Genomic DNA, 19,265 nt, shown 5'->3' with positions numbered 1-19,265 from the left:
GCACTCCCGCAATGACGACGACGACATTCAGGAGGCACCATGAGCAAGCGACGATGGCGTTCGGCGGTCGCCGCGGTGGCGATCACGGCCGCCGCACTGGTCCCGTTGACCACGGCGACGATGACCACCGCGACGGCCGGACCGGGTCCGATCACCGATCCCGCCCCGGAAGAGATCCAGTCCACGCTGGGGCTCGTCCTGGAGGAGTACGCCCAGTTCCCCAGGACAGAGCCGATCCCGGCGCCCACCGACCGCCGGCTGATGCGGCACGCCCGCATCAACGGCCTCGGCGAGCTGCCCGACGGCTCAGGACGCAGGTACGTGCCGGACCTCAACGGTCCGCTCTACCTCGTCGAGGACGGCGAGCCGCGGGTCTACCTGGACGTGGCCGCCGAGTTCGCCCCGGAGTTCTTCTCGGGGCGTGGTCTGGGCAGCGGGTTCGGGTTCGCGACGTTCCACCCGGACTTCGAGGACAACGGCACGTTCTACACGGTGCACACCGAGCGGCCGGGCAACGCGGGCCCGCCGCCCGACCCCACGACGTACCCGCCCCAGACACCGACGTTCCTGCACTCGGTGGTGACCGAGTGGGTGGCCGACGACCCCGCCGCCGACCTCTTCTCCGGGACGAGCCGCGAGGTGCTGCGCCTCGGCTTCGCCGGGCAGATCCACGCCATCCAGCAGATCGACTTCAACCCGACGGCCCGCCCCGGCGACGAGGACCACGGCCTGCTCTACCTCGCCGTGGGCGACGGTGGCCGCGGCGTGGGCACCGGCATCCCGCAGGACATGGGCACCCCCGCGGGCAAGATCCTGCGCATCGACCCGGCGGGCACCGACGGACCGGGCGGGGCGTACGGGATCCCGCCGTCGAACCCCTTCGTGGGGACGGCCGGCGCGCTGGGCGAGATCTACGCCGTCGGCCTGCGCGACCCGCACCGCTTCAGCTGGGACGAGCAGGGCCGGAAGAGTCAGCCGCGCATGTTCCTCGGTCACATCGGCGAACACGCGATCGAGGCCGTCTACGACGTGCGGGCGGGCGACAACTTCGGCTGGGGTGACCGGGAGGGCAGGTACGTCTTCGACGCGGCCGACCGCTGCAACCTGTACCCGCTCCCGGAGAACGACGCCGACCTCGGCTTCACCTATCCCGTCGCGGCGTACGACCACGACCCGCCGCCCGGCTGGTCGTGCACCTCGGACAGCGGGTACGCGATCAGCGGTGGATTCGTCTACCGTGGGCGCGACCTCCCGGCCCTCGACGGCACGTACCTGTTCACCGATCTGGTGCAGGGGCGGGTCCTCTTCACCAAGGAGTCGCAGATGCGGCGCGGCGGGCCGGAGGCGCAGGTCTACGAGGCCGCGCTCTACGACACCGACGGCACCCGCAAGCGGATGTACGACTTCACCGGCGACGAGCGGGCCGACCTGCGGATGGGCCGTGACCGCTCGGGCGATCTCTACCTCATCGCCAAGGCGAACGGGAAGATCTGGAAGGTCGTCGACACCGTGCGCGCGCCGGTGCCGCAGGAGGTTCCCCGCTCGCTGCGGGACAACGTCGTGAGCTTCTACGACTTCGAGCACCCGTTCCAGCAGGACGGGGCGGTGGAGATCGACCGCGGCGCGTCCCGCACCTACCTGAACCTGGTCAACGGCGGCGAGGACATGCGCGCCGCCGACGGCGCCTACCCGGGCAGCAACAACTCCATCCAGCTCCGGCAGGTGAACCCGCTGACGGCGGGCGACGACGACTGGAAGGCGGGCGTGTTCGACGCCGACGGGGTGGACACCCTGTCCGCCCTCGACGGTGTCGACGGGATGACGGTGATGGGCTGGGTCAAGATGACCGGCCAGAACCCGAGCCCCGACACCACCACCGCCAACCCGGACGACTACTACAACGCCGTCGGCCTGGCGGGTGTGCTCAGCGGCGACTCGGACGGGCACGGCGTCCGCGCGCTGCTCGAGATCATCCAGGTGGACGGCGAGCTGCGGCTCGTCGCGCTGGGCCGGCGGATCGACGGCGGCGCGTCGCAGACCTTCGCCGCGCACGAGGACTGGCGCACCCTCCTGCCGCAGGACGAGTGGGTGCACCTGGCCGCCACCTTCGACTACACCACCGGCCGGATGGCGCTGTACCGCAACGGTGAGCGCGTGCCCGGCTTCTACGTGGTGGACGGCGACCCGTGGCAGGTGGACGGATCGGGTGCCTCGGCGACGACGCCGCGCGGGATCAAGATCGGCGGCAGCTTCCCGCAGGACACGCAGGAGCGGAACCCCTGCAACTGCAGCATGGACACCATCCAGCTGCTCGACCGCGCGGCCACGGCGAAGGAGGTGGCGCAGCAGTACCGCCTGATGACGCGCTGACGCTCGCTGGTCGAGCTCCCGCCGGCCCGGCGGGAGCTCGACCTGCGGTGGTGGCCGGCCTGAACGGCGGGCAGGTCAGCTCCCGAGCTCGCGGACGTCCCTCCCCTGCTCGGCGAACGCCTTGAAGTCCTGCATGTGCTGTTGCGACTGCTTGCGGAATACGCCGGGCAGGAGACGCCCCATCAGCCGCATCAGCGGGCTGCTGAACCGGAACTCGCTCTCGCTCTCCCAGAGCGTCGTCGTCGGCGTGGCCTCGGTCAGCCGATCACGGACGGCGTTCCACATGCCCTCGCCGACGATCTCCCGGTCGAAGTGGACGACGACCTCGCGGGGGATCTCGCGCAAGTCTGCCGGCTCCCGCCTCGTGATCGTCTCGATGCACTCGATCTGCCGCTTCCCCGACTCCATGACGACCCGCGACCTGGTACCGACCTGCCCGTGCATCCCGCTGAGCGGCTCGTGCAGCACCACGCCCCGGACCCACTTCTGCACGTGGGCCGGGTCGGCCAGCAGCTGCGCCACTCTCTCCCGCGGCAGGGCGATCTCTATCGAGCTGGTGTACCTCATGGCGCGCGGTCTCCCTCCGGCTGCCGGGTCACCGTGTCGAGCGTGACATCGGCCGTCTCCACCCTCGCATCCTGGCACAGAGTGGCCTCGCCCCGTCCTCCACTCCGGCCGGTACCGGCATAGCATGTGCGGCATGGCTGCTGAGAAAGCGCTTACCTCCCACGTCCGGATCGACAGCTCCCGGCCCGCCCGGTCGGTCCTGCGCCTGCTCGCCCGGCGCCCCGGGCGCATGTCGGTCGCGATCGGGGCGTTCACGCTCAAAGAGATCCCGATGTGGTTCCTGCCGGTCGTGACGGCGTCCGTCATCGACATCGTGGCGACGGGCGGACCGGTGCGCGACGTGCTCGTCTGGTTCGCGATCGCCGCAGCCCTGCTGCTGCAGAACTTCCCGAACCACCTCGTCTACACGCGCAACTTCATGACGGTCGTGCGCGACACCGGCGCCGACCTGCGCAACGCGCTCGCCGCCCGTCTGCAGAGCCTCTCCATCGGGTACCACTCCCGGGCCAGCTCGTCGGTGGTGCAGACCAAGGTGGTGCGCGACGTCGAGAACATCGAGGTCATGCTCCAGCAGGTCACGCACCCGCTCCTCTCGTCGCTCATGGTGCTGGGCGGAGCCCTCACGATGACGGCCGTCAAGGTCCCCCAGTTCCTGCCCGTGTACCTCCTGGCCGTGCCGCTCGCGCTCGGCATGCGCTGGTCGACGGCCCGCCGGTCCCGCGACCGCAACGAGCACTTCCGCCGCGAGGTCGAGGGCTTCGCCTCCCGCGTGGGCGAGATGGCCTCGCTCATCCCGATCACGCGCGCGCACGGCCTGGAGCAGACGGCGGTGACCCGCCTCGCCGCGGGGGCCGACGGCGTCCGCCGCGCCGGTCTGCACCTCGACATGCTCAACGGGCGTGTCGCGTCGCTGTCCTGGGTGACCATGCAGCTGCTCGGCGTCACCTGCCTGGCGCTCGCCGCGATCTTCTCGCTCACGGGCTTCCTGCCCGTCACGCCGGGCGAGGTGGTGCTGCTGTCGAGCTATTTCACGCTGCTCACCCAGGGCCTCACGCAGCTGCTCATGCTGATCCCGGTGACGGCGCGTGGCATGGAGTCCGTCCGCTCGATCGCCGAGGTCCTCGAGGAACCGGACCTGGAGGAGAACGCGGGCCGCCGCACCGTCGACGCCGTGGCGGGCGAGCTGGCGCTGGACCACGTGTCGCACCGCTACCCCGGCTCGGACGACGACGCCCTGCACGACGTCACCCTGACGATCCCGGCGGGCGAGACCGTCGCGTTCGTCGGCTCGTCCGGGTCCGGCAAGTCGACGCTGCTCAACCTGGTGCTCGGCTTCGTCCGCCCGACGTCGGGCCGGGTGCTCGTCGACGGCACCGACGCGCAGGAGCTGGACCTGCGCACCGTGCGCCGCCACGTCTCGGTGGTGCCGCAGGAGTCCGTGCTGTTCGAGGGCACCATCCGTGACAACGTCACCTACGGCCTGCCGGACGCGCCCGACGACGTCGTCCGCGCCGCCCTGCGGGACGCCAACGCGCTCGACTTCGTGGACGCGCAGCCCCAGGGGTGGCACACCGTCGTCGGCGAGCGCGGAGCACGGCTGTCCGGCGGTCAGCGGCAGCGCATCGCGATCGCCCGCGCCCTGGTGCGTGACCCGCGCATCCTGCTGCTCGACGAGGCGACCAGCGCCCTGGACACCGAGTCGGAGACCCTTGTGAAGGAGGCGCTCGGCCGTCTGATGCGCGGGCGGACGACCCTGGTGGTCGCGCACCGGCTGTCGACGATCCGGCAGGCCGACCGCATCGTCGTGCTGGAGCACGGCCGGATCGTCGAGCAGGGTACGCACGACGCCCTGCTCGCACGCGGCGGCCGCTACGCGCGCCTGCACGCCTCCCAGGCGAGCTGACCCGGCACGCCGGCCGCGCACCAGACCCCACGGCAGCCCACCACATCCGGCATATCGTCCGTGTCTCAAGAAGCAGATACGCCACCGCAACAGCTCATGGTCTGCACTGGGCACATGAGCCGTGTCCCGCCGCAGGTCCCGCCGCCGGACCCGCGCTCACGACCTAGGCTGCCGGTATGCGCGTGCTGATCGTGGAGGACGAGCCCTACCTGGCCGAAGCGGTCCGTGACGGCCTGCGGCTGGAGGCCATCGCCGCCGACATCGCCGGCGACGGCGACTCCGCCCTGGAGCTGCTCAGCATCAACTCCTACGACCTCGCGGTCCTCGACCGCGACATCCCCGGCCCGTCCGGCGACGAGGTCGCCCGGCGCATCGTCGCCTCCGGGAGCGGCATCCCGATCCTCATGCTGACCGCCGCCGACCGGATCGACGACAAGGCCTCCGGGTTCGAGCTCGGCGCCGACGACTACCTCACCAAGCCGTTCGAGCTCCGCGAGCTCGTCCTGCGCCTGCGGGCGCTCGACCGCAGGCGCGTGGTGGCCCGGCCCCCGGTCAGCGAGATCGCGGGCGTCCGGCTCGACCCCTTCCGCCGCGAGGTCTACCGGGACGGTCGCTACGTCGCGCTGACCAGGAAGCAGTTCGCCGTGCTCGAGGTCCTCGTCGCCGCCGGGGGTGGCGTCGTCAGCGCCGAGGAGCTGCTCGAGCGGGCCTGGGACGAGAACGCCGACCCGTTCACCAACGCCGTGCGGATCACGGTCTCGGCACTGCGCAAACGGCTCGGCGAACCCTGGATCATCGCCACCGTGCCCGGCGTCGGCTACCGCATCGACACCGGGCAGGAGGGCGCCGACCGTGGATAGGCCGCCCGGGATGAGCGTCCGGCTCAAGCTCACCCTCAGCTACGCCGGGTTCCTCATGATCGCCAGCGTCCTGCTGCTCGCGGTGGTGTGGGTGTTCCTGCTGCGGTACGTGCCCGAGGACATCTACACCCCCGGCGGGCCGGTGCCCGGTGACCGCCTCGGTTCGGTGTTCATCCCCGACCAGGAGGACCTGACGCGCGCCTTCTTCCCGCGGGCGATGGCCGCACTGGCGTTCCTGCTGGTGTTCGGGCTGCTCGGCGGGTGGATCCTCGCCGGACGTATGCTCAGCCCGCTGCGGCGCATCACCCGTGCCGCGCGCCTGGCCACGGACGGATCACTGTCCCACCGGATCCAGCTGGAGGGCCGCCAGGACGAGTTCCGCGAGCTGGCCGACACGTTCGACGGCATGCTGGCACAGCTCGAGGCCCACATCGCCGAGCAGCAGAGATTCGCCGCCAACGCCTCCCACGAGCTGCGCACCCCGCTGGCGATCACCCAGACCCTGCTCGAGGTCGCACGCGACGACCCGGCGCGCGACACCGGCGAGCTGGTCGAGCGCCTCCGGTACGTCAACACCCGGGCGATCGACCTCACCGAGGCGCTGCTCGTGCTCAGCCGCGCCGACCGGCGATCCTTCACCACGGAGCACGTCGACCTGTCCCTGATCGCGGAAGAGGCCTCCGAGACGCTCCTCCCGCTGGCCGAGAAACGGGGCCTCACCATCGAGACCTCCGGCGACGTCGCCCCCGCCACCGGTTCGTACGCGCTCCTGCTGCAGATGACGACCAACCTCGTCCACAACGCGATAGTCCACAACCGCCCCGAGCACGGCAGCGTGTGGGTCACGACCGGCGTCCGCCCCGGGACCGTGGCGCTCACCGTCGAGAACACCGGCGAGATGCTCACCCCGCGCCTCGTCTCGACCCTCACCGAGCCGTTCCAGCGCGGGACCGGACGGGTGCATGGCGACCACGCGGGTGTCGGCCTCGGCCTGGCGATCGTCAGGAGCATCGTCACCGCCCACGACGGCACGCTCACCCTCACCCCGCGGCCCGACGGCGGACTCCGCGTCACGGTGCTGCTGCCGACGGCGCACGCCTGACGAACGCGCGCCACCGACGAACGCGCACGCCGGCATATCGCGGCCGTATCAAAAAACGCAGACACCGTGACAACGCCGCCCCCGGTGGGCTGTGGGCATGGTTCGACAGCAGCTCACCCAGCCCCCGGCCCACGTCAGCACCCAGCGCGCACCCCGGACGGACCGGCGCCCGATGGCGGCCGCCGTCGTCGGCGTGACCGTCCTCGCCGCCGTCTTCGGCATCTACCCCCTGCTCGACCGCGCCGACTCGCCGGTCGTCCGGGCCGTCGACGACGCGCTGGACCGCGGCCCGGCGGCGTCCGGCGCGACCGGCGTGGAAGGCGGCGAGATACCCGACGGTGTGGCGACGCTCGACGACGACCTCCCCGCGATCACGGGCCTCGACCCGGCGCTCGCCGACGCCGTCCGCCAGGCCGTCACCGACGCGGCGGCCGACGACATCGACTTCTGGATCACCAGCGGCTGGCGCAGCGCCGCCTACCAGCAGCAGCTGCTCGACGCGGCCGTCCGGAAGCACGGCAGCCTGGAGGCCGCCCGCCGCGTCGTCGCCTCGCCCGAGACCTCCCGGCACATCGGCGGCAACGCCGTCGACATCGGGCCGACCGAGGCCGACTACTGGCTGATCCAGCACGGCGCCGACTACGGGCTGTGCCAGGTGTACGCGAACGAGATCTGGCACTTCGAGCTCCTGACCGAGCCCGGCAGCACCTGCCCGCCGATGCTGGAGGACAGCGCGGGGTGACGCGCCGGCCCGTCGTCAGGCCGGCTCTGCCGGGATCTCGATGCCTGCCACCGCCTTCGTCCGGGACCGGCCCGAGGTGTCCTTGAGCACGATGTACTTCATGTCGACGTGCGGCTCCAGGGCGCTGTACTTGTCGTTCGGCGCCCCGATGACGAGCTGGAAGCCCAGGCCGCGCCACGCGCCGACGGCCCGGCCGGTGAACCTCGCGTCGGCCTTGATGAGGGCCTCGTCCAGGAACACCGGCGCGTAGCGGGGCCGCTCGGCCCCGGCGTCGCCCAGCTGGTACCGCAGGGCCGCGCCGACGATGAAGGCGACCAGCTCCTGGGACTCACCACCCGACTTCTCGCCGATGCCGTCGTAGTGCGCCACGTGGTTACCGTCGAGGTCCACCTTCTCGGCGCTGAGCCGCACGTGCCGGCGCACGTCCACGAGGTCGGCGAAGTCCGGTGCGGTCCGGCGGATGCGGTCGATCACCCGGGCCATCCGCAGGTAGCGGCGCTCGCGCTCCGCGTCGGTGGCTTCCTGCGACAGAGAGTCGCGCAGCGTGCGCAGCTCCTTGCGGAACGCCCCGACGACGGAGGACTGGTTGTCCCGCGCGTCGATGCGGAGCCGGTGCCGGTCGTCGGCGAACGGTAGGTCCGCCAGGATCTCGTTGACCGGGCCGATCCGCTCCTTGATCTCGCGGACGGAGCCCGCCAGGGCACTGTGCAGGTCGGCGAGGTCGTTCCCGGACAGCCGCAGGAGGCTGTTGCGCCAGTCGGCCTCGAGCTCGTGGAGGCCGTTCGTCTCCAGGTCCGTCAGGATCCGGTCGTAGTCGCCGAACGATGCCTCCGGGTCGGTCCCCAGGTTGGGGTCCTGCCAGCGCTCCTTGAAGTTCTCGAACGTCCTGCGCAACGCCTCCCGCGCGGTGCCGAGCGCGACCTGTGCGGCTTCCCGGTCGGCCTTGAGCCGTTCGGTGGCCTGCCGCAGCGCACCGTCGAAGGCGGCGAGCGCCGCGGCCGCGCCGCCGTCCGTGGTGTCGGCGTCGGCGGCGCGGAACAGGCCGTCGAGGTAGGCGTGCTGGTCCGGCCCGACGGCGACGCCCGCCTCCTCGGCGTCGTCGAGGGCCTGCTGGGCGGTGTCGACCTCGTCGGTGACCTCTGCCCAGCGGTCCGTGAGCGTCCCGGCCTGGGCGTTGGTCTTGCCGAGCTCCTGGTTGAGGCCGTCGATCAGCGTCTCGAGCGTGCCGGCCTGCTCGCGCAGGCGGGAGATCTCGGGGTTGCCGGCGGTGACCTCCTCGATGGCCTTGGCCCAGCGCGCCTGCTCGGCCTCGACCGCGACGACGTCCACCTGGTCCCAGGTCAGCCCGATGACCGTCCGGTAGGCGTCGAGCTCGTCGTCGTGCCGGTTGAGCTGCGCGTCGGCGTCGGCCACGCGCTGCTCGACGTCCGCGAGGTGCTGTCGGGCCCGGCCGATCTGCTCGTCGAGGTCGGCCAGCAGCCGGCCGTTGGTGAAGCCGAGGACGTTCCCGCGCAGGTTGCCGCCGTGCGCACCGCGGTGGCCTTCGGACTGCTGGCCGGAGCGGGTGAGCGCCATCTTGTGCTGGGCGAGCTGCCCGGGCGTGTCCACGCAGACGTAGGCGAAGCGCTGCGCCAGCTCGTGCTTGAGCCAGCCCGCGAAGGGTCCGCTCCGCACGTCGAGGCGGCCCGGGAGAGTCCGGGAGTCGAGCCGGACGTCGTCGCGCACCCCGGTAGGCACGCCCTCGAACCGGACCCGGGTGGACGTCGGGACGCTGTCGATGGCCTTGCGGAACGCCTGGATGCGGGCGGTGTCGATGAGCATCTTGGTCGCGAAGCCGCCGAGCGCCAGGTTGAAGGCGCCGCGCCAGGGCTCGAACTCGGTCCGGACCTCCAGGAGCTCGCCGACGAAGGGCAGGTCCTCGGGGGTGAGCCCGGCGGCGTCAGCCAGCGCGGCGCGGGCGCGGTGGAGGTGGTCGGGGATGTTGCCCCGCCGCTCGGCGGCGGCCGTCCGCTCCGCCTCGAGCTCGGTCAGGCGGGTGCGGGCGGCGTTGCGCGCCGACATCGCCTCGCCGAACGCGTCGCGTGCCGCCTTCTTCGCGCCGGCGTCGTCCAGGGCGGCCCTGGCGCGGGCGGACACCGCGGAGAACTCGGCCTCCGTGGAGACGGACGTGTCCAGCACGCCCAGGGCGCGGTCCAGCCTGCCGCGGGCGCGCACGACGTCGGTGAGCCGCGCGTCGACGCCCTTCAGCTCGCGCTGCGCGGTGGCGAGGCGGTCGCCGCCGGATGCGCGGAGTGTCTCCTGCACCCCGTCCAGCTCCGACTTGGCCGCGGTGATCCGGGCGCCGGTCTCCTCCGCGCGCGCCAGTGCCTCGCGCTGCCCGGTCTGGAGGTCGTGCTCGACGGCGCGCAGCAGGCCGAGGCGCCGCTCGTGCCGCCAGAGCGCGGCGGGTGACGCGGCGTCGGCGAAGGAGCCGATCTCGTCGATGACGCGGAGCCGCTCGCTCGCGCCGCCGATGGCCGCGTGGTGCTCGCGGATGGACGAGAGTGCGCCCACCTGCTGGCGGGCGGTGATCATCTGCTCGCGGGTGCCGGCGAGCTCGTCGAAGTGCTCGACGACCTCGTCAGCCTTGGCCAGGGTGTCGGGCTCCTCCAGGACCATCGCCTTGTACAGGGCGTCGACGGTGGTGATCTGCTGGCCGGCCTGGATGCGGCCGAGCAGCGCGACGGCCTTGTTGCCGTCGCCCGAGGCGCCGATACCGAGCGTCGAGTGCAGGCGGGCGGTGAACTCCCGGTCGGTGTCGAAGGAGGCCAGCCCGGCGTGGGTGACGGCGGTCCGTGCGAGCCGCTGCGCCGCCGCCGCTTCGAGGTCGCGCAGGTCGAAGTCCCCCTCGCAGGTGGCCCGCAGCGCGGTGACCTCCTCGAGCGTGCGGGCGGCGGCGGGGATGTACCAGGCGCGGACGGCGGTGAAGCGGGTGCCGGACTGGTCCGCCCAGGTCATCGCTATCGCGGACCAGGTGTCGCGCCCGTCGCCGCGCAGCACGCGGTGGCGGGTGCCGTCGTCGGTCCGCGACTCGTCGATCTTGCCGCGCGCGTACGACAGGATGTTGCGCTGGTCCTTGCCGCGCGGGCGGCCGACGACGCTGCCGTTCGAGGCGCCGTTGAAGGGCGTGGTGTGCGGCATGAGGAGTGCGATGTAGGCGTCCATCAGCGTCGACTTGCCCGAGCCCGAGCTGCCGGAGAGCAGGGTCGCCGTCGGGGCGAGGCGCACCCGGTGGTGGCCGTCGTACCCGCCCCAGTTGACCAGCTGGAGGTCGCGTGCCACCCACTGCTGCCCGGTCGAGGTGGCGGGGATCATCCCGAACAGGGTGTCGATCATGGTCATCGCTGGTCCTCCTCGTTCTGGCGGCGCAGCCACTCGCGCAGCTCGACGAGACGTTCGTTGCTGAGCACGATCTCGACCAGCGGGGTGACGCGGTACCGGCCCTCGGACTCCTCCTCGATGAGCCCTTCCTTCTCCAGCCGCCGCACGGCGTTGCGGATCTCCGTCTGGCGGGCGGCCAGGTTCTTGTCGTCGGGGTCGAAGAAGGTCAGCACCGTCTGCTCGACCTCCTCGACGTCCACCCGGACCGACGCCTCCCCGGCGCCCCGCTCCCGCTGGAAGACGGTGCGCAGGTGGACGAGGACCAGCGTCTCGGCCCGGCTGTACGGGTCGTCCTTCAGCAGGATCGGGACGTCGAGCTCGGCCGACCGCACCTGCTTCTTGTACGCGATGCCCCGGTCGTGGTCGACGACGAGGTGCACGAACAGGTCGTGCAGCCGCGACTCGATCACCTGCTGGTTCTCCAGGAGCGTGCGCCACTGCGACCTGTTCCGGGCGGCGACCAGGAACCGGCGCTGCAGCAACCGGACCAGCACCCGCCGCACCGCCGCGTCGAGGGTCCCGGAGTCGCCCGCGAACAGCTGGGCGGGGTCCTCCTCCATCGGCACCGGGTCGATGAACCCGCCGCCGGTCGCCTCTGCGGGTGGGTGCTGCTCGACGGTGGTCTCAGTCATCTGTGTCTTCCCTGGTGTCTTGCTCGGTGTCTTCCGTGCTGTCTTCCGTGGCCCGTACTGTCACGCCGCCGAACGCGAACCTCCGGCGCGACCCGTCGGGCCGGACGGCCTCGACGAGGGCTACGTGGTCGGTCTCGGTCATGCCGTCGTGGTGCGCGATCTCCAGCAGCCCGAGCAGGTCGACGGGCCGGCGGATGTGCTGGGGTGCCGCGGTGAACACCGCTGCGAGGTCCACGCCGTCGTTGCCGTCGTGGCCGTGATGGGCGTCGGCGAAGGACGCGAGGTGGTCGCGCAGCTCCGCGTAGTGCGGGCCGCCCCACTCGCGGGCGCCGTCCTCCAGGCCGGTGTCGCCGTCGTCGTCCAGCACCTGCAGCGGGACGGGCGGCTGGGGCGGGCTCAGGTCGCTCGTGGACTGACGCAGGTGCGTGACGTCGGCGACCGGAAGGCGCCGCACCGGGTCCACGTCCTGGCTCCGGCGGGTCGACGGCATCCACGCCTGGAAGCCGATCATGACCTCGCGCAGCAGCTCGTCGACCTGCCGGTCGCGCAGCGGGTCGTGGTTGCGGACCTGGGTCGTGATGACGTGGGACGCCTGGCGCTGGGCCTTGATGACCTCCGCGACTCCCTGCTCGATGCGGCGCGCGACGTCCCGCAGCTCGGCACGCTGGTGCCCGGGCAGGCTTCCCGTGAAGCGGTGCCGCAGGACCGTGTCGAGCTGTACCGACAGCTCGTCGATGCGTTCCGGGTCGCCGATCAGCCGCAGCGCGCCCGCGAACGCCCGGCCCTCCGGCGTCGCGTTCATCACCTGCTCGCCCCGCTCCAGGTACTCGCGCAGGACGTCGCCCGACGGCCGCTCGTCCTGCCGCAGCGCCGTCACCACGTCCCGCTGCATCGCCCTGATCGACTCCGCGACGCGCGCGAAGTCCGCGGGCAGCTCGCGGACCAGGTGCAGGACGTTCTCCGCCTCCTCCAGCAGGATCTCGTCCTCCACCTCGGCGACCTCGCCCGTGCGCTGGATCCGGTCCAGCTCCTCCTGGAGCCGCCTGATCTGCGTGTCCAGGCGGGACATCCGGACCAGCACGTCCGGGTCGGCGTCCTGCGCCAGCCGCTCGACGGCGTCCAGGAGCGTCCGTACCCGCGACTCCGAGACGCGGGCCCGCGTGCCGCCGGCCCGCCCCGCGACCTCCAGCGCCCCGACGGCGTGCGCCGAGAGCTGGTAGACCTCGACGTCCCCGTCGATGATCTGGCGCTTCAGCCAGCCGACGTCGGACCACTGCCGGCACAGCTCCCGGGCACTGCCGAGCGGGATGGCGCGGGTGCCGTCGGCGCCCCGCTCGTACCCCTGCGCCCGCAGCTGGTCGAGCGCGTCGCCGATCTCGGTGTGCGCCTCCGCCACCGGGACCGTCGGGCGCTCGGGTGTGAACACCAGGGACAGCAGCGACACGACGAGCGGGGCATACCTCCGGTGAAGCAGGTCCAGCATCGGCTCCTGGAAAGCCCGGAGCGCGCCCAGGTACGCACCCTCTGCACGAGTAATCATCGCCGGTCAGGGTACGTCGGACCGGCGACATTCACCGCGCCGTCATCCACAGGTCGTCAGCTGCAGGTCGTCAGCCGGGCGCGCACGCCGGGGTCGGTGAGCGTGCCGACGTCGTCGACCCACTGCTCGACTCCCCCGCGGTGCGACAGCGCCCGCACCTCCGGGTCCGTGATCGCCGCGCGCAGCACCTCCGGCACCCCACGCAGCCCGGTGAAGGGCCGGTCGAAGAACGGCTCGCAGGCCGCCCCCTCCAGCACCGGCAGCCCGACGGCGCGCTGCCGGTCGTGCAGCGCCTCGCACGCCGCGCGCAGGGCCGCGTCCCGCGCCTGCCAGGTCGGTGCGGCGAGCGCGTCCGCCAGGTGCCCACCGGCAGACGGCGCCACGGGCAGCCGCTCGAACAGGGTCCCCGCCCACTTGGGGTACGGCGGCCAGCGCCGCTCCAGCAGGAACCCGAGCCGGACCAGCGCCGTGCTCAGCCGTGCGGCGAGCAGCCGGGAGCCGAGGTCGTCACCGCGCTGCCCCGTGCGGCCCACGAACGGCAGCTCCTGCTCGATCCGGTTCCAGTCGGCCGCCAGGACGTGCAGCCACACGTCGTGCGGGTACCAGGCGAACAGGTCGCGCAGGGCGGTGATCTCGCCGGACGTGTCCTCGAACACCGGGCCGGCCGTGATCTCCAGCACGGACTGCCCGGTGAGGGACAGCCAGTCGGTGACGCTCAGGGCGGCGGTACCGGGAGCAGTGCCGGGAGCGATGACGAGCCCGGTGACGAGCCCGGTGCGCGACCGCACCAGCTCCGCCGGCGTCGCCACCTCGACCCGGTGCCGGACGGTCGGGTCCCAGGTCAGCGGGAACGCCGTCGGCCGTCCTCGATAGGCCGAGGGGAGCGACGTGGTCAGGACCTCGTCGACCTCCGCGACCCGGTCAGCGGGGACCAGCACCGTCAGGCGCAGCCCCCAGTCGTGATCGCGGGACGTGGCGTCGTCGAGGCCCAGCACGTCCGAGCCGGTACCGAGGCGCCCGGCCGCCCTCGGCACGTCGGGCACCTTCCGGTCCAGGATCGGACGGACGACGTCGGCCCAGTAGGCGCGGGCGAGCTCGATACCGGACATCCCGCCAACCTAGGAGCCGACCCGGGAGCGGTCCAGATGAATCTGTCCCCGCCCGTCCCGCGCAGGTGGCCGCCGGCAGGTGGTCTACCTCACCTGCCGGCGACCCGATCGGCCGTCGGCCGCACGTTCGCGGTGACGGCCCGCGCCGTCAGACAGGTCCAGCCGCCGACGTAGATGCGGTCGCCGTCGGCCAGCCAGCGCCGCTCCCCCGACCGCAACGGCTCCGCCGGGACCGCCTCGCCGCGCGGCGCGACGTAGGTCCCGTTGGCCGACCCGAGGTCGATGACGCTCCAGCCGCCCTCCACCCAGGCGAGCTCACAGTGCCGACGGGAGACGCCGGTGTCCTCACAGACGATGTCGGGCACGACACCGCGGCTGCGCGATGCGCGACCGACCACCAGGCGGGCGCCGGTTAGGGGCACGACGGCGGCGGTGGGCGCCGTCGGTCCGTCCATGTCCTCCAACAGCTGGTCGGCCGACCACTCGAAGTCCGACCGGACCTCGACGGCCCACGCCGTGGGCTCGGCCTCCGCCCGCATCGGCCGGACGACCGGGAGGGCCACGCGCGGCATGGTGATGGAGTCGTCCAGCCAGTCCGCCGCACCGATCCGGACCGCCAGCAGGGGAACGTGCTCCCGGACGACCGCCGGGTGGGCGGCCAGCATCCTGGCCAGGCTCAGCGCGCCGTCGAGCGGCAGTCCGGCACTGGGCCGCACCCGCACGTCGTCGCGCTTCTCCAGGAGGTGCTGGAGCACCATCGACCGGAACGACGGCGCGTGCATCAGGAGCTTCCCCGTGGTCACCGCGATCGGCTCGACACCGGGATGGCTCAGCACGGCGCACAGCCCGTCCGCCAGCGACCGGGCGGCCTCGTCGAGGATCTCGCGGCACGCGACGTCACCGCGGCTCGCCGCGCTGATGACCTCGGGCGCGAACCCGGCGAACAGGGACACGTCGGTGACGTCCGTCCACCGCTCCCGCCGTCCGAAGTGCTGCTCGGCGGCGTGGACGAGGGTCGGCGACGCACCCATGCGCCGGCCGTCCATCGACCGAGCCGCGGCGTCGAGCCCGCGGCGGCCGATCCACGCCCCACCACCGTTGTCGCCGACGTGCGGACCCATCCCGTCCGCGAGGTGCCACCTGCCGACGTCGTCGCACGCCACGGCCACGGCACCGGTCCCGACCGCGAGGGTGGCCCCCGGCCCCGGGCCGAGGGCGCCCAGGTGCGCCGTGACGGCGTCGCTCGACACGGCGGTCGCGGTGGTGCGCAGCTCCTCCGCGAGGATGTCGTGCACGCGGTTCGGGTCGAGGCTCCCGGCCTGCGTCTGGGAGCGGAACCCGCGCATCCCGACGGCCGCGGCCGCGACCCGGGGGCGTCCGCCGAACTCGCTGGCGAAGCCGCGGCACAGGTTGCGCACGACGTCCGGCACCGTCGAACGCCCGGCGACGACGCCGGCGGGCGGACCCATGAGCTCGAAGACCCCGCCGGGCCGGCCGGTGTCGACCCGCAGGCGTGACCCCGTCCCTCCGATGTCGACACCAGCTACCCCGGCGTCCGCTCCGGGGATCTCCGCTTTGTGTTGTTGACCAGTGACCATCGGCACCGGGTCATACTCCCTCGATATCACCCGGTCCGCTATGCGTGGAGTGTCATATGCACTCCCTCGGTTGCCCGGCCTCTCGGCTCGCGTAGCGAGCGGACCGCGGTCGCGACAGGCTGGAGACGCGACAGGCTGAGGAGCAGGAAGCCGAGGAGGTGTCCCGTGCCACGAGCCGAAACGGCCGGAACCAAGCCCGCTCGTCCGGGCGCCCAGGAGTGGGTGCCCGCGAGCGCCGACGTCGGGGCGCTCGCCCGGGCGGTGCACGACTGCCGGGGCTGCGAGCTGTGGGGCCCGGCGACCCAGGCGGTCTTCTCGTCCGGCCCGGACGACGCCGCCCTGGCCCTGGTCGGCGAGCAGCCGGGCGACCGCGAGGACCAGGAGGGCGAGCCGTTCGTCGGTCCGGCCGGGCGGGTGCTGGCCGACGCGCTGCACGCCGCGGGCATGGACCCCGACGAGGTGTACGTGACCAACGCCGTCAAGCACTTCCGGTTCACCGAGCGGGGCAAGCGACGGCTGCACAAGAAGCCCGACGTCGCGCACATCCGGGCGTGCGTCCCGTGGCTGGAGGCGGAGCTGTCGGCGGTGCGGCCGCGGGTGGTGGTCGCGCTGGGTGCGACGGCGGCGCGGGCGGTGCTGGGGCGCCAGGTGCGGATCGGCGCCGAGCGCGGGCAGGTGCTCGACGGCGAGTCGCACGACGTGCTGATCACCACGCACCCGTCCGCGCTGCTGCGGCTGCGCGACCGGGCGGATTTCGGCGAGACGTTCGACGCGTTCGTCGCGGACCTGCGGACCGCGGCGGAGGCGGCCGCCTGAGGGTCGCGCTCGGGCAGGCCCTGCTCAGGCAGCCGGGTCGAGCACCACCTTCACGCAGCCGTCCTCCTTGCGCTGGAACATGGCGTACGCCTCCGGCGCGCGTTCGAGCGGCCAGCGGTGGGTCTCGAGGTCGAGCACACCGAGCGGGTCGGCCGGGTCGGCCACGAGCCGGAGCAGGTCATCGGTCCAGCGCCGCACGTTGGCCTGCCCCTGCCGGATCGTCACCTGCTTGTCGAACAGCCGCAGCATCGGCAGCGGGTCCCGCACGCCGCCGTACACCCCGGAGAGGGAGATGACGCCGCCGCGGCGCACCAGCTCGATCGCCGAGTAGAGCGCGGCGAGACGGTCCGTGCCCGCCTTCTTCATCAGCGGCCGGCCGACGGCGTCGGGCAGGAGCCCCGCGGCCTTCTGCATGGCCTCGGCGAGCGGGGAACCGTGCGCCTCCATGCCGACGGCGTCGATCACCGCGTCGGCGCCACGCCCCCCGGTGAGGTCTCGGACGGCGCCGAGGATGTCCTCCCGCTGGGAGTTGAGCACGGTGGCACCGTGCTTCGCCGCCATCGCGAGGCGCGTGGGCACCAGGTCCACGCCGATCACGAGCCCGGCTCCGCGGTGGGCGGCCACCCGGGCCGCCATCTGGCCGATCGGGCCGAGACCGAGCACGACCACCGACCCGCCGTCGGGCACCTGCGCGTACTCGACCGCCTGCCACGCCGTGGGCAGCACGTCCGAGAGGTACAGGTAGCGTTCGTCGGGCTCGCCGTCGTCGGGCACGACGACGGGGCCGTACTGCGCCTGCGGCACCCGGAGGTACTCCGCCTGGCCGCCGGGCACCTGCCCGTAGAGCTTGGTGTAGCCGAACAGCGCCGCGCCGCTGTCCTCGGCGGTGACCTGGGTGGTCTCGCACTGGGACTGCAGGCCGTGCCGGCACATCCAGCAGTGCCCGCAGGCGATCCCGAACGGCACCACGACGCGGTCTCCGACACGGAGGTCGCCGGCCTCCGGGCCGACCTCCTCGACCACGCCCATCGCCTCGTGCCCGAGCACGTCACCGCTGTCGAGGAACGCCCCCAGCACGCTGTACAGGTGCAGGTCGGACCCGCAGATCGCCGTCGAGGTCACGCGGACGATCGCGTCGTTCGGCTCCACGATCCGCGGATCGGGGACCGTCTCGACGCTGACGTGCTCCCTGCCCTGCCACGTGAGTGCTCTCATCGTCGGGTCCTCCTGCCGTGCCGTAGGGATGTGTCGTAGGGATGTGTCGTAGGGATGTGCGCTGTAGGAACGTTCGGCGACACGTCCACGCTGGCACCGGGCCCACCCACCCGCATCTCTGCCAGGTCGCCGCTGGACGGCCGCTAGATCGCCGACAGCATCAGGGAGACCGCGAAGCCGACCGCCACCAGCGAGCCCGTGGCCACCCCCTCCTCCCGGTACGACTCGGGCAGCAGGGTGTTCGACACCATCGCGAGCAGCGCCCCTGCGGCGAACCCCTGGGCGAGCGCCCCGGTGCGGCCGCCGGCCGGGTCGAGCAGGAGGTAGCCGAGGGCGGCGCTCACCGCCGCCACGAGGATGACCACCGACCACATCCACAGCACGCGCGACCGCGTCCAGCCCGCCGCCCGCAGGCCGCTCGACGAGGACAGCCCTTCGGGGAAGTTGCTGAGGATGACACCCGCGAGCAGCGCGACGCTGACGTTGCCCTCGAGCACCGTCAGCCCCAGGACGAACGACTCCGGTATGCCGTCGAGCACCGACCCGAAGACGATCGCGAGCGGAGCCCCGGCAGCCTGGGCCCCGCTCGCGTCCTTGCGCTCACCGCCGCCACGGCGGGACAGCCACCAGTCACCGACGGTGAAGGTCGCCGCCCCCAGCAGCGTCAGGAGTCCCACAAGACCTACCGAAGCGGTCTTGACCGCCTCGTCGACCAGCTCGAAGGCGACCGACCCGATGAGCAGCCCGGCACCGAGCGCCATGACCACGGCGATGAACCGGCGGCTCGGCGCTCCCGCATAGGCGACGAGGGCACCGACCAGCAGTGCCGCCGCGCCGACCGCCCCCCACAGGAACGCTGCGAGCATGAGCCGGGCCCCTCAGGCGAGCGCCTTGGCCTTGAGCGTCTCGTACTCCCCCGGCGTGATGGTGCCGGTGTCCAGGAGGGCCTTGGCGCTCGCGATCTGGTCGGCGGGCGCCGTGGTGGCCACCTCGCGGATGTAGTTCTCGGTCTCGGAACGCGCCTGGACGACCAGCTCGCTCTGCCGCCGCGCCATGCCCCTGCCGCGCGCGATCAGGTAGACGAACGCGGTGATGACGGGCAGGAAGACGAGGAAGACCATCCACAGTGCCTTCCACCACCCCGAGAGCTCCTTGTCGCGAAAGAGGTCGGCGACGACCTGGAAGAGCACCATGAGATAGGCCAGGAAGAAGAAGCTGCAGACCATCAGCCAGAAGAAGTCCCAGAAGTCCATGATCAGTCCTACTCTCGACGTCCTCCATGAGGCTCGACCCCCGATGTGCCGACCGGCACGGACCGAGAGCCCGACGGTAAGCGCGCGCCAGGCTCCCGACCTCGTAGGAAACGGGTGAGCCGCCCGCCGACGGGTCAG

The 19,265-nt window shown here is 72.5% G+C and carries 15 protein-coding genes; 6 read left to right on the top strand and 9 right to left on the bottom strand.

The window, feature by feature from the left end; genetic code table 11:
- Window positions 1-39: 39 nt before the first annotated feature.
- Complete coding sequence (locus LUM46_RS02605) at window positions 40-2,370, top strand: PQQ-dependent sugar dehydrogenase (RefSeq protein ID WP_274992115.1); 2,331 nt, start codon at window positions 40-42, stop codon at window positions 2,368-2,370.
- Between the two features lie 75 nt (window positions 2,371-2,445).
- Here LUM46_RS02605 and LUM46_RS02600 read toward each other — a convergent pair whose 3' ends face one another.
- Window positions 2,446-2,937, bottom strand: coding sequence for an SRPBCC family protein (locus tag LUM46_RS02600; RefSeq protein WP_274992114.1), 492 nt, complete (start codon window positions 2,935-2,937; stop codon window positions 2,446-2,448).
- 133 nt (window positions 2,938-3,070) lie between these two features.
- On the opposite strand from LUM46_RS02600, the gene LUM46_RS02595 reads away from it, so the two are divergent.
- From LUM46_RS02595 to LUM46_RS02580, 4 genes are all read left to right on the top strand, one after another.
- A complete protein-coding gene (locus LUM46_RS02595) occupies window positions 3,071-4,840 on the top strand; it encodes an ABC transporter ATP-binding protein (protein WP_274992113.1) in 1,770 nt (589 codons plus the stop codon).
- Between the two features lie 176 nt (window positions 4,841-5,016).
- Window positions 5,017-5,700, top strand: coding sequence for a response regulator transcription factor (locus tag LUM46_RS02590; RefSeq protein WP_274992111.1), 684 nt, complete (start codon window positions 5,017-5,019; stop codon window positions 5,698-5,700).
- Window positions 5,701-5,710: 10 nt separating this feature from the next.
- A complete protein-coding gene (locus LUM46_RS02585; protein ID WP_274992109.1) occupies window positions 5,711-6,802 on the top strand; it encodes a sensor histidine kinase in 1,092 nt (363 codons plus the stop codon).
- Between the two features lie 97 nt (window positions 6,803-6,899).
- Window positions 6,900-7,544, top strand: a complete 645-nt coding sequence (locus tag LUM46_RS02580; protein ID WP_274992108.1) for a M15 family metallopeptidase — start codon at window positions 6,900-6,902, stop codon at window positions 7,542-7,544.
- A 15-nt stretch (window positions 7,545-7,559) separates the two neighbouring features.
- Here the strand turns inward: LUM46_RS02580 and LUM46_RS02575 are convergent, their stop codons facing one another.
- The 5 genes from LUM46_RS02575 to LUM46_RS02555 all read right to left on the bottom strand — a co-directional run bounded on the left by LUM46_RS02575 (window position 7,560) and on the right by LUM46_RS02555 (window position 15,843).
- Window positions 7,560-10,925 carry an ATP-binding protein gene (locus tag LUM46_RS02575; protein ID WP_274992107.1) on the bottom strand — a complete coding sequence of 1,122 codons (3,366 nt, stop codon included), beginning with the start codon at window positions 10,923-10,925 and terminating at the stop codon, window positions 7,560-7,562.
- Window positions 10,922-11,596 (bottom strand): DUF4194 domain-containing protein, encoded by a 675-nt coding sequence (locus LUM46_RS02570; RefSeq protein WP_274992106.1) that lies wholly within the window; start codon window positions 11,594-11,596, stop codon window positions 10,922-10,924. Before LUM46_RS02570 ends, LUM46_RS02575 begins: the two co-directional genes overlap by 4 nt.
- Window positions 11,589-13,136, bottom strand: coding sequence for a DUF3375 domain-containing protein (locus tag LUM46_RS02565; protein ID WP_274992105.1), 1,548 nt, complete (start codon window positions 13,134-13,136; stop codon window positions 11,589-11,591). The genes LUM46_RS02570 and LUM46_RS02565 overlap by 8 nt, the downstream gene beginning before the upstream one ends.
- Before the next feature lie 56 nt (window positions 13,137-13,192).
- Complete coding sequence (locus tag LUM46_RS02560) at window positions 13,193-14,245, bottom strand: DUF4037 domain-containing protein (protein WP_274992104.1); 1,053 nt, start codon at window positions 14,243-14,245, stop codon at window positions 13,193-13,195.
- A gap of 89 nt (window positions 14,246-14,334) precedes the next feature.
- Window positions 14,335-15,843, bottom strand: coding sequence for a BadF/BadG/BcrA/BcrD ATPase family protein (locus LUM46_RS02555; RefSeq protein ID WP_274992644.1), 1,509 nt, complete (start codon window positions 15,841-15,843; stop codon window positions 14,335-14,337).
- Between the two features lie 165 nt (window positions 15,844-16,008).
- Here LUM46_RS02555 and LUM46_RS02550 point away from each other — a divergent pair, with 165 nt between their 5' ends.
- A complete protein-coding gene (locus tag LUM46_RS02550; protein ID WP_274992102.1) occupies window positions 16,009-16,659 on the top strand; it encodes a UdgX family uracil-DNA binding protein in 651 nt (216 codons plus the stop codon).
- Window positions 16,660-16,683: 24 nt separating this feature from the next.
- On the opposite strand, the gene LUM46_RS02545 is transcribed toward LUM46_RS02550, so the two are convergent.
- The 3 genes from LUM46_RS02545 to LUM46_RS02535 form a co-directional block, all read right to left on the bottom strand.
- Window positions 16,684-17,874, bottom strand: a complete 1,191-nt coding sequence (locus LUM46_RS02545) for a zinc-dependent alcohol dehydrogenase (protein ID WP_274992101.1) — start codon at window positions 17,872-17,874, stop codon at window positions 16,684-16,686.
- Window positions 17,875-18,017: 143 nt separating this feature from the next.
- The gene (locus LUM46_RS02540) at window positions 18,018-18,740 is read right to left on the bottom strand and encodes a ZIP family metal transporter (RefSeq protein ID WP_274992100.1); all 723 of its coding nucleotides are present in this window, start codon (window positions 18,738-18,740) and stop codon (window positions 18,018-18,020) included.
- A 12-nt stretch (window positions 18,741-18,752) separates the two neighbouring features.
- Window positions 18,753-19,127, bottom strand: a complete 375-nt coding sequence (locus tag LUM46_RS02535; RefSeq protein WP_274992099.1) for a PLDc N-terminal domain-containing protein — start codon at window positions 19,125-19,127, stop codon at window positions 18,753-18,755.
- Window positions 19,128-19,265 lie beyond the last annotated feature (138 nt).

The organism is Promicromonospora iranensis (assembly GCF_028994805.1).
GTDB lineage: Bacteria > Actinomycetota > Actinomycetes > Actinomycetales > Cellulomonadaceae > Promicromonospora > Promicromonospora iranensis.
Note: the sequence above shows the minus strand (reverse complement) of the source record. Positions and strands in the feature narration are given on the sequence as shown.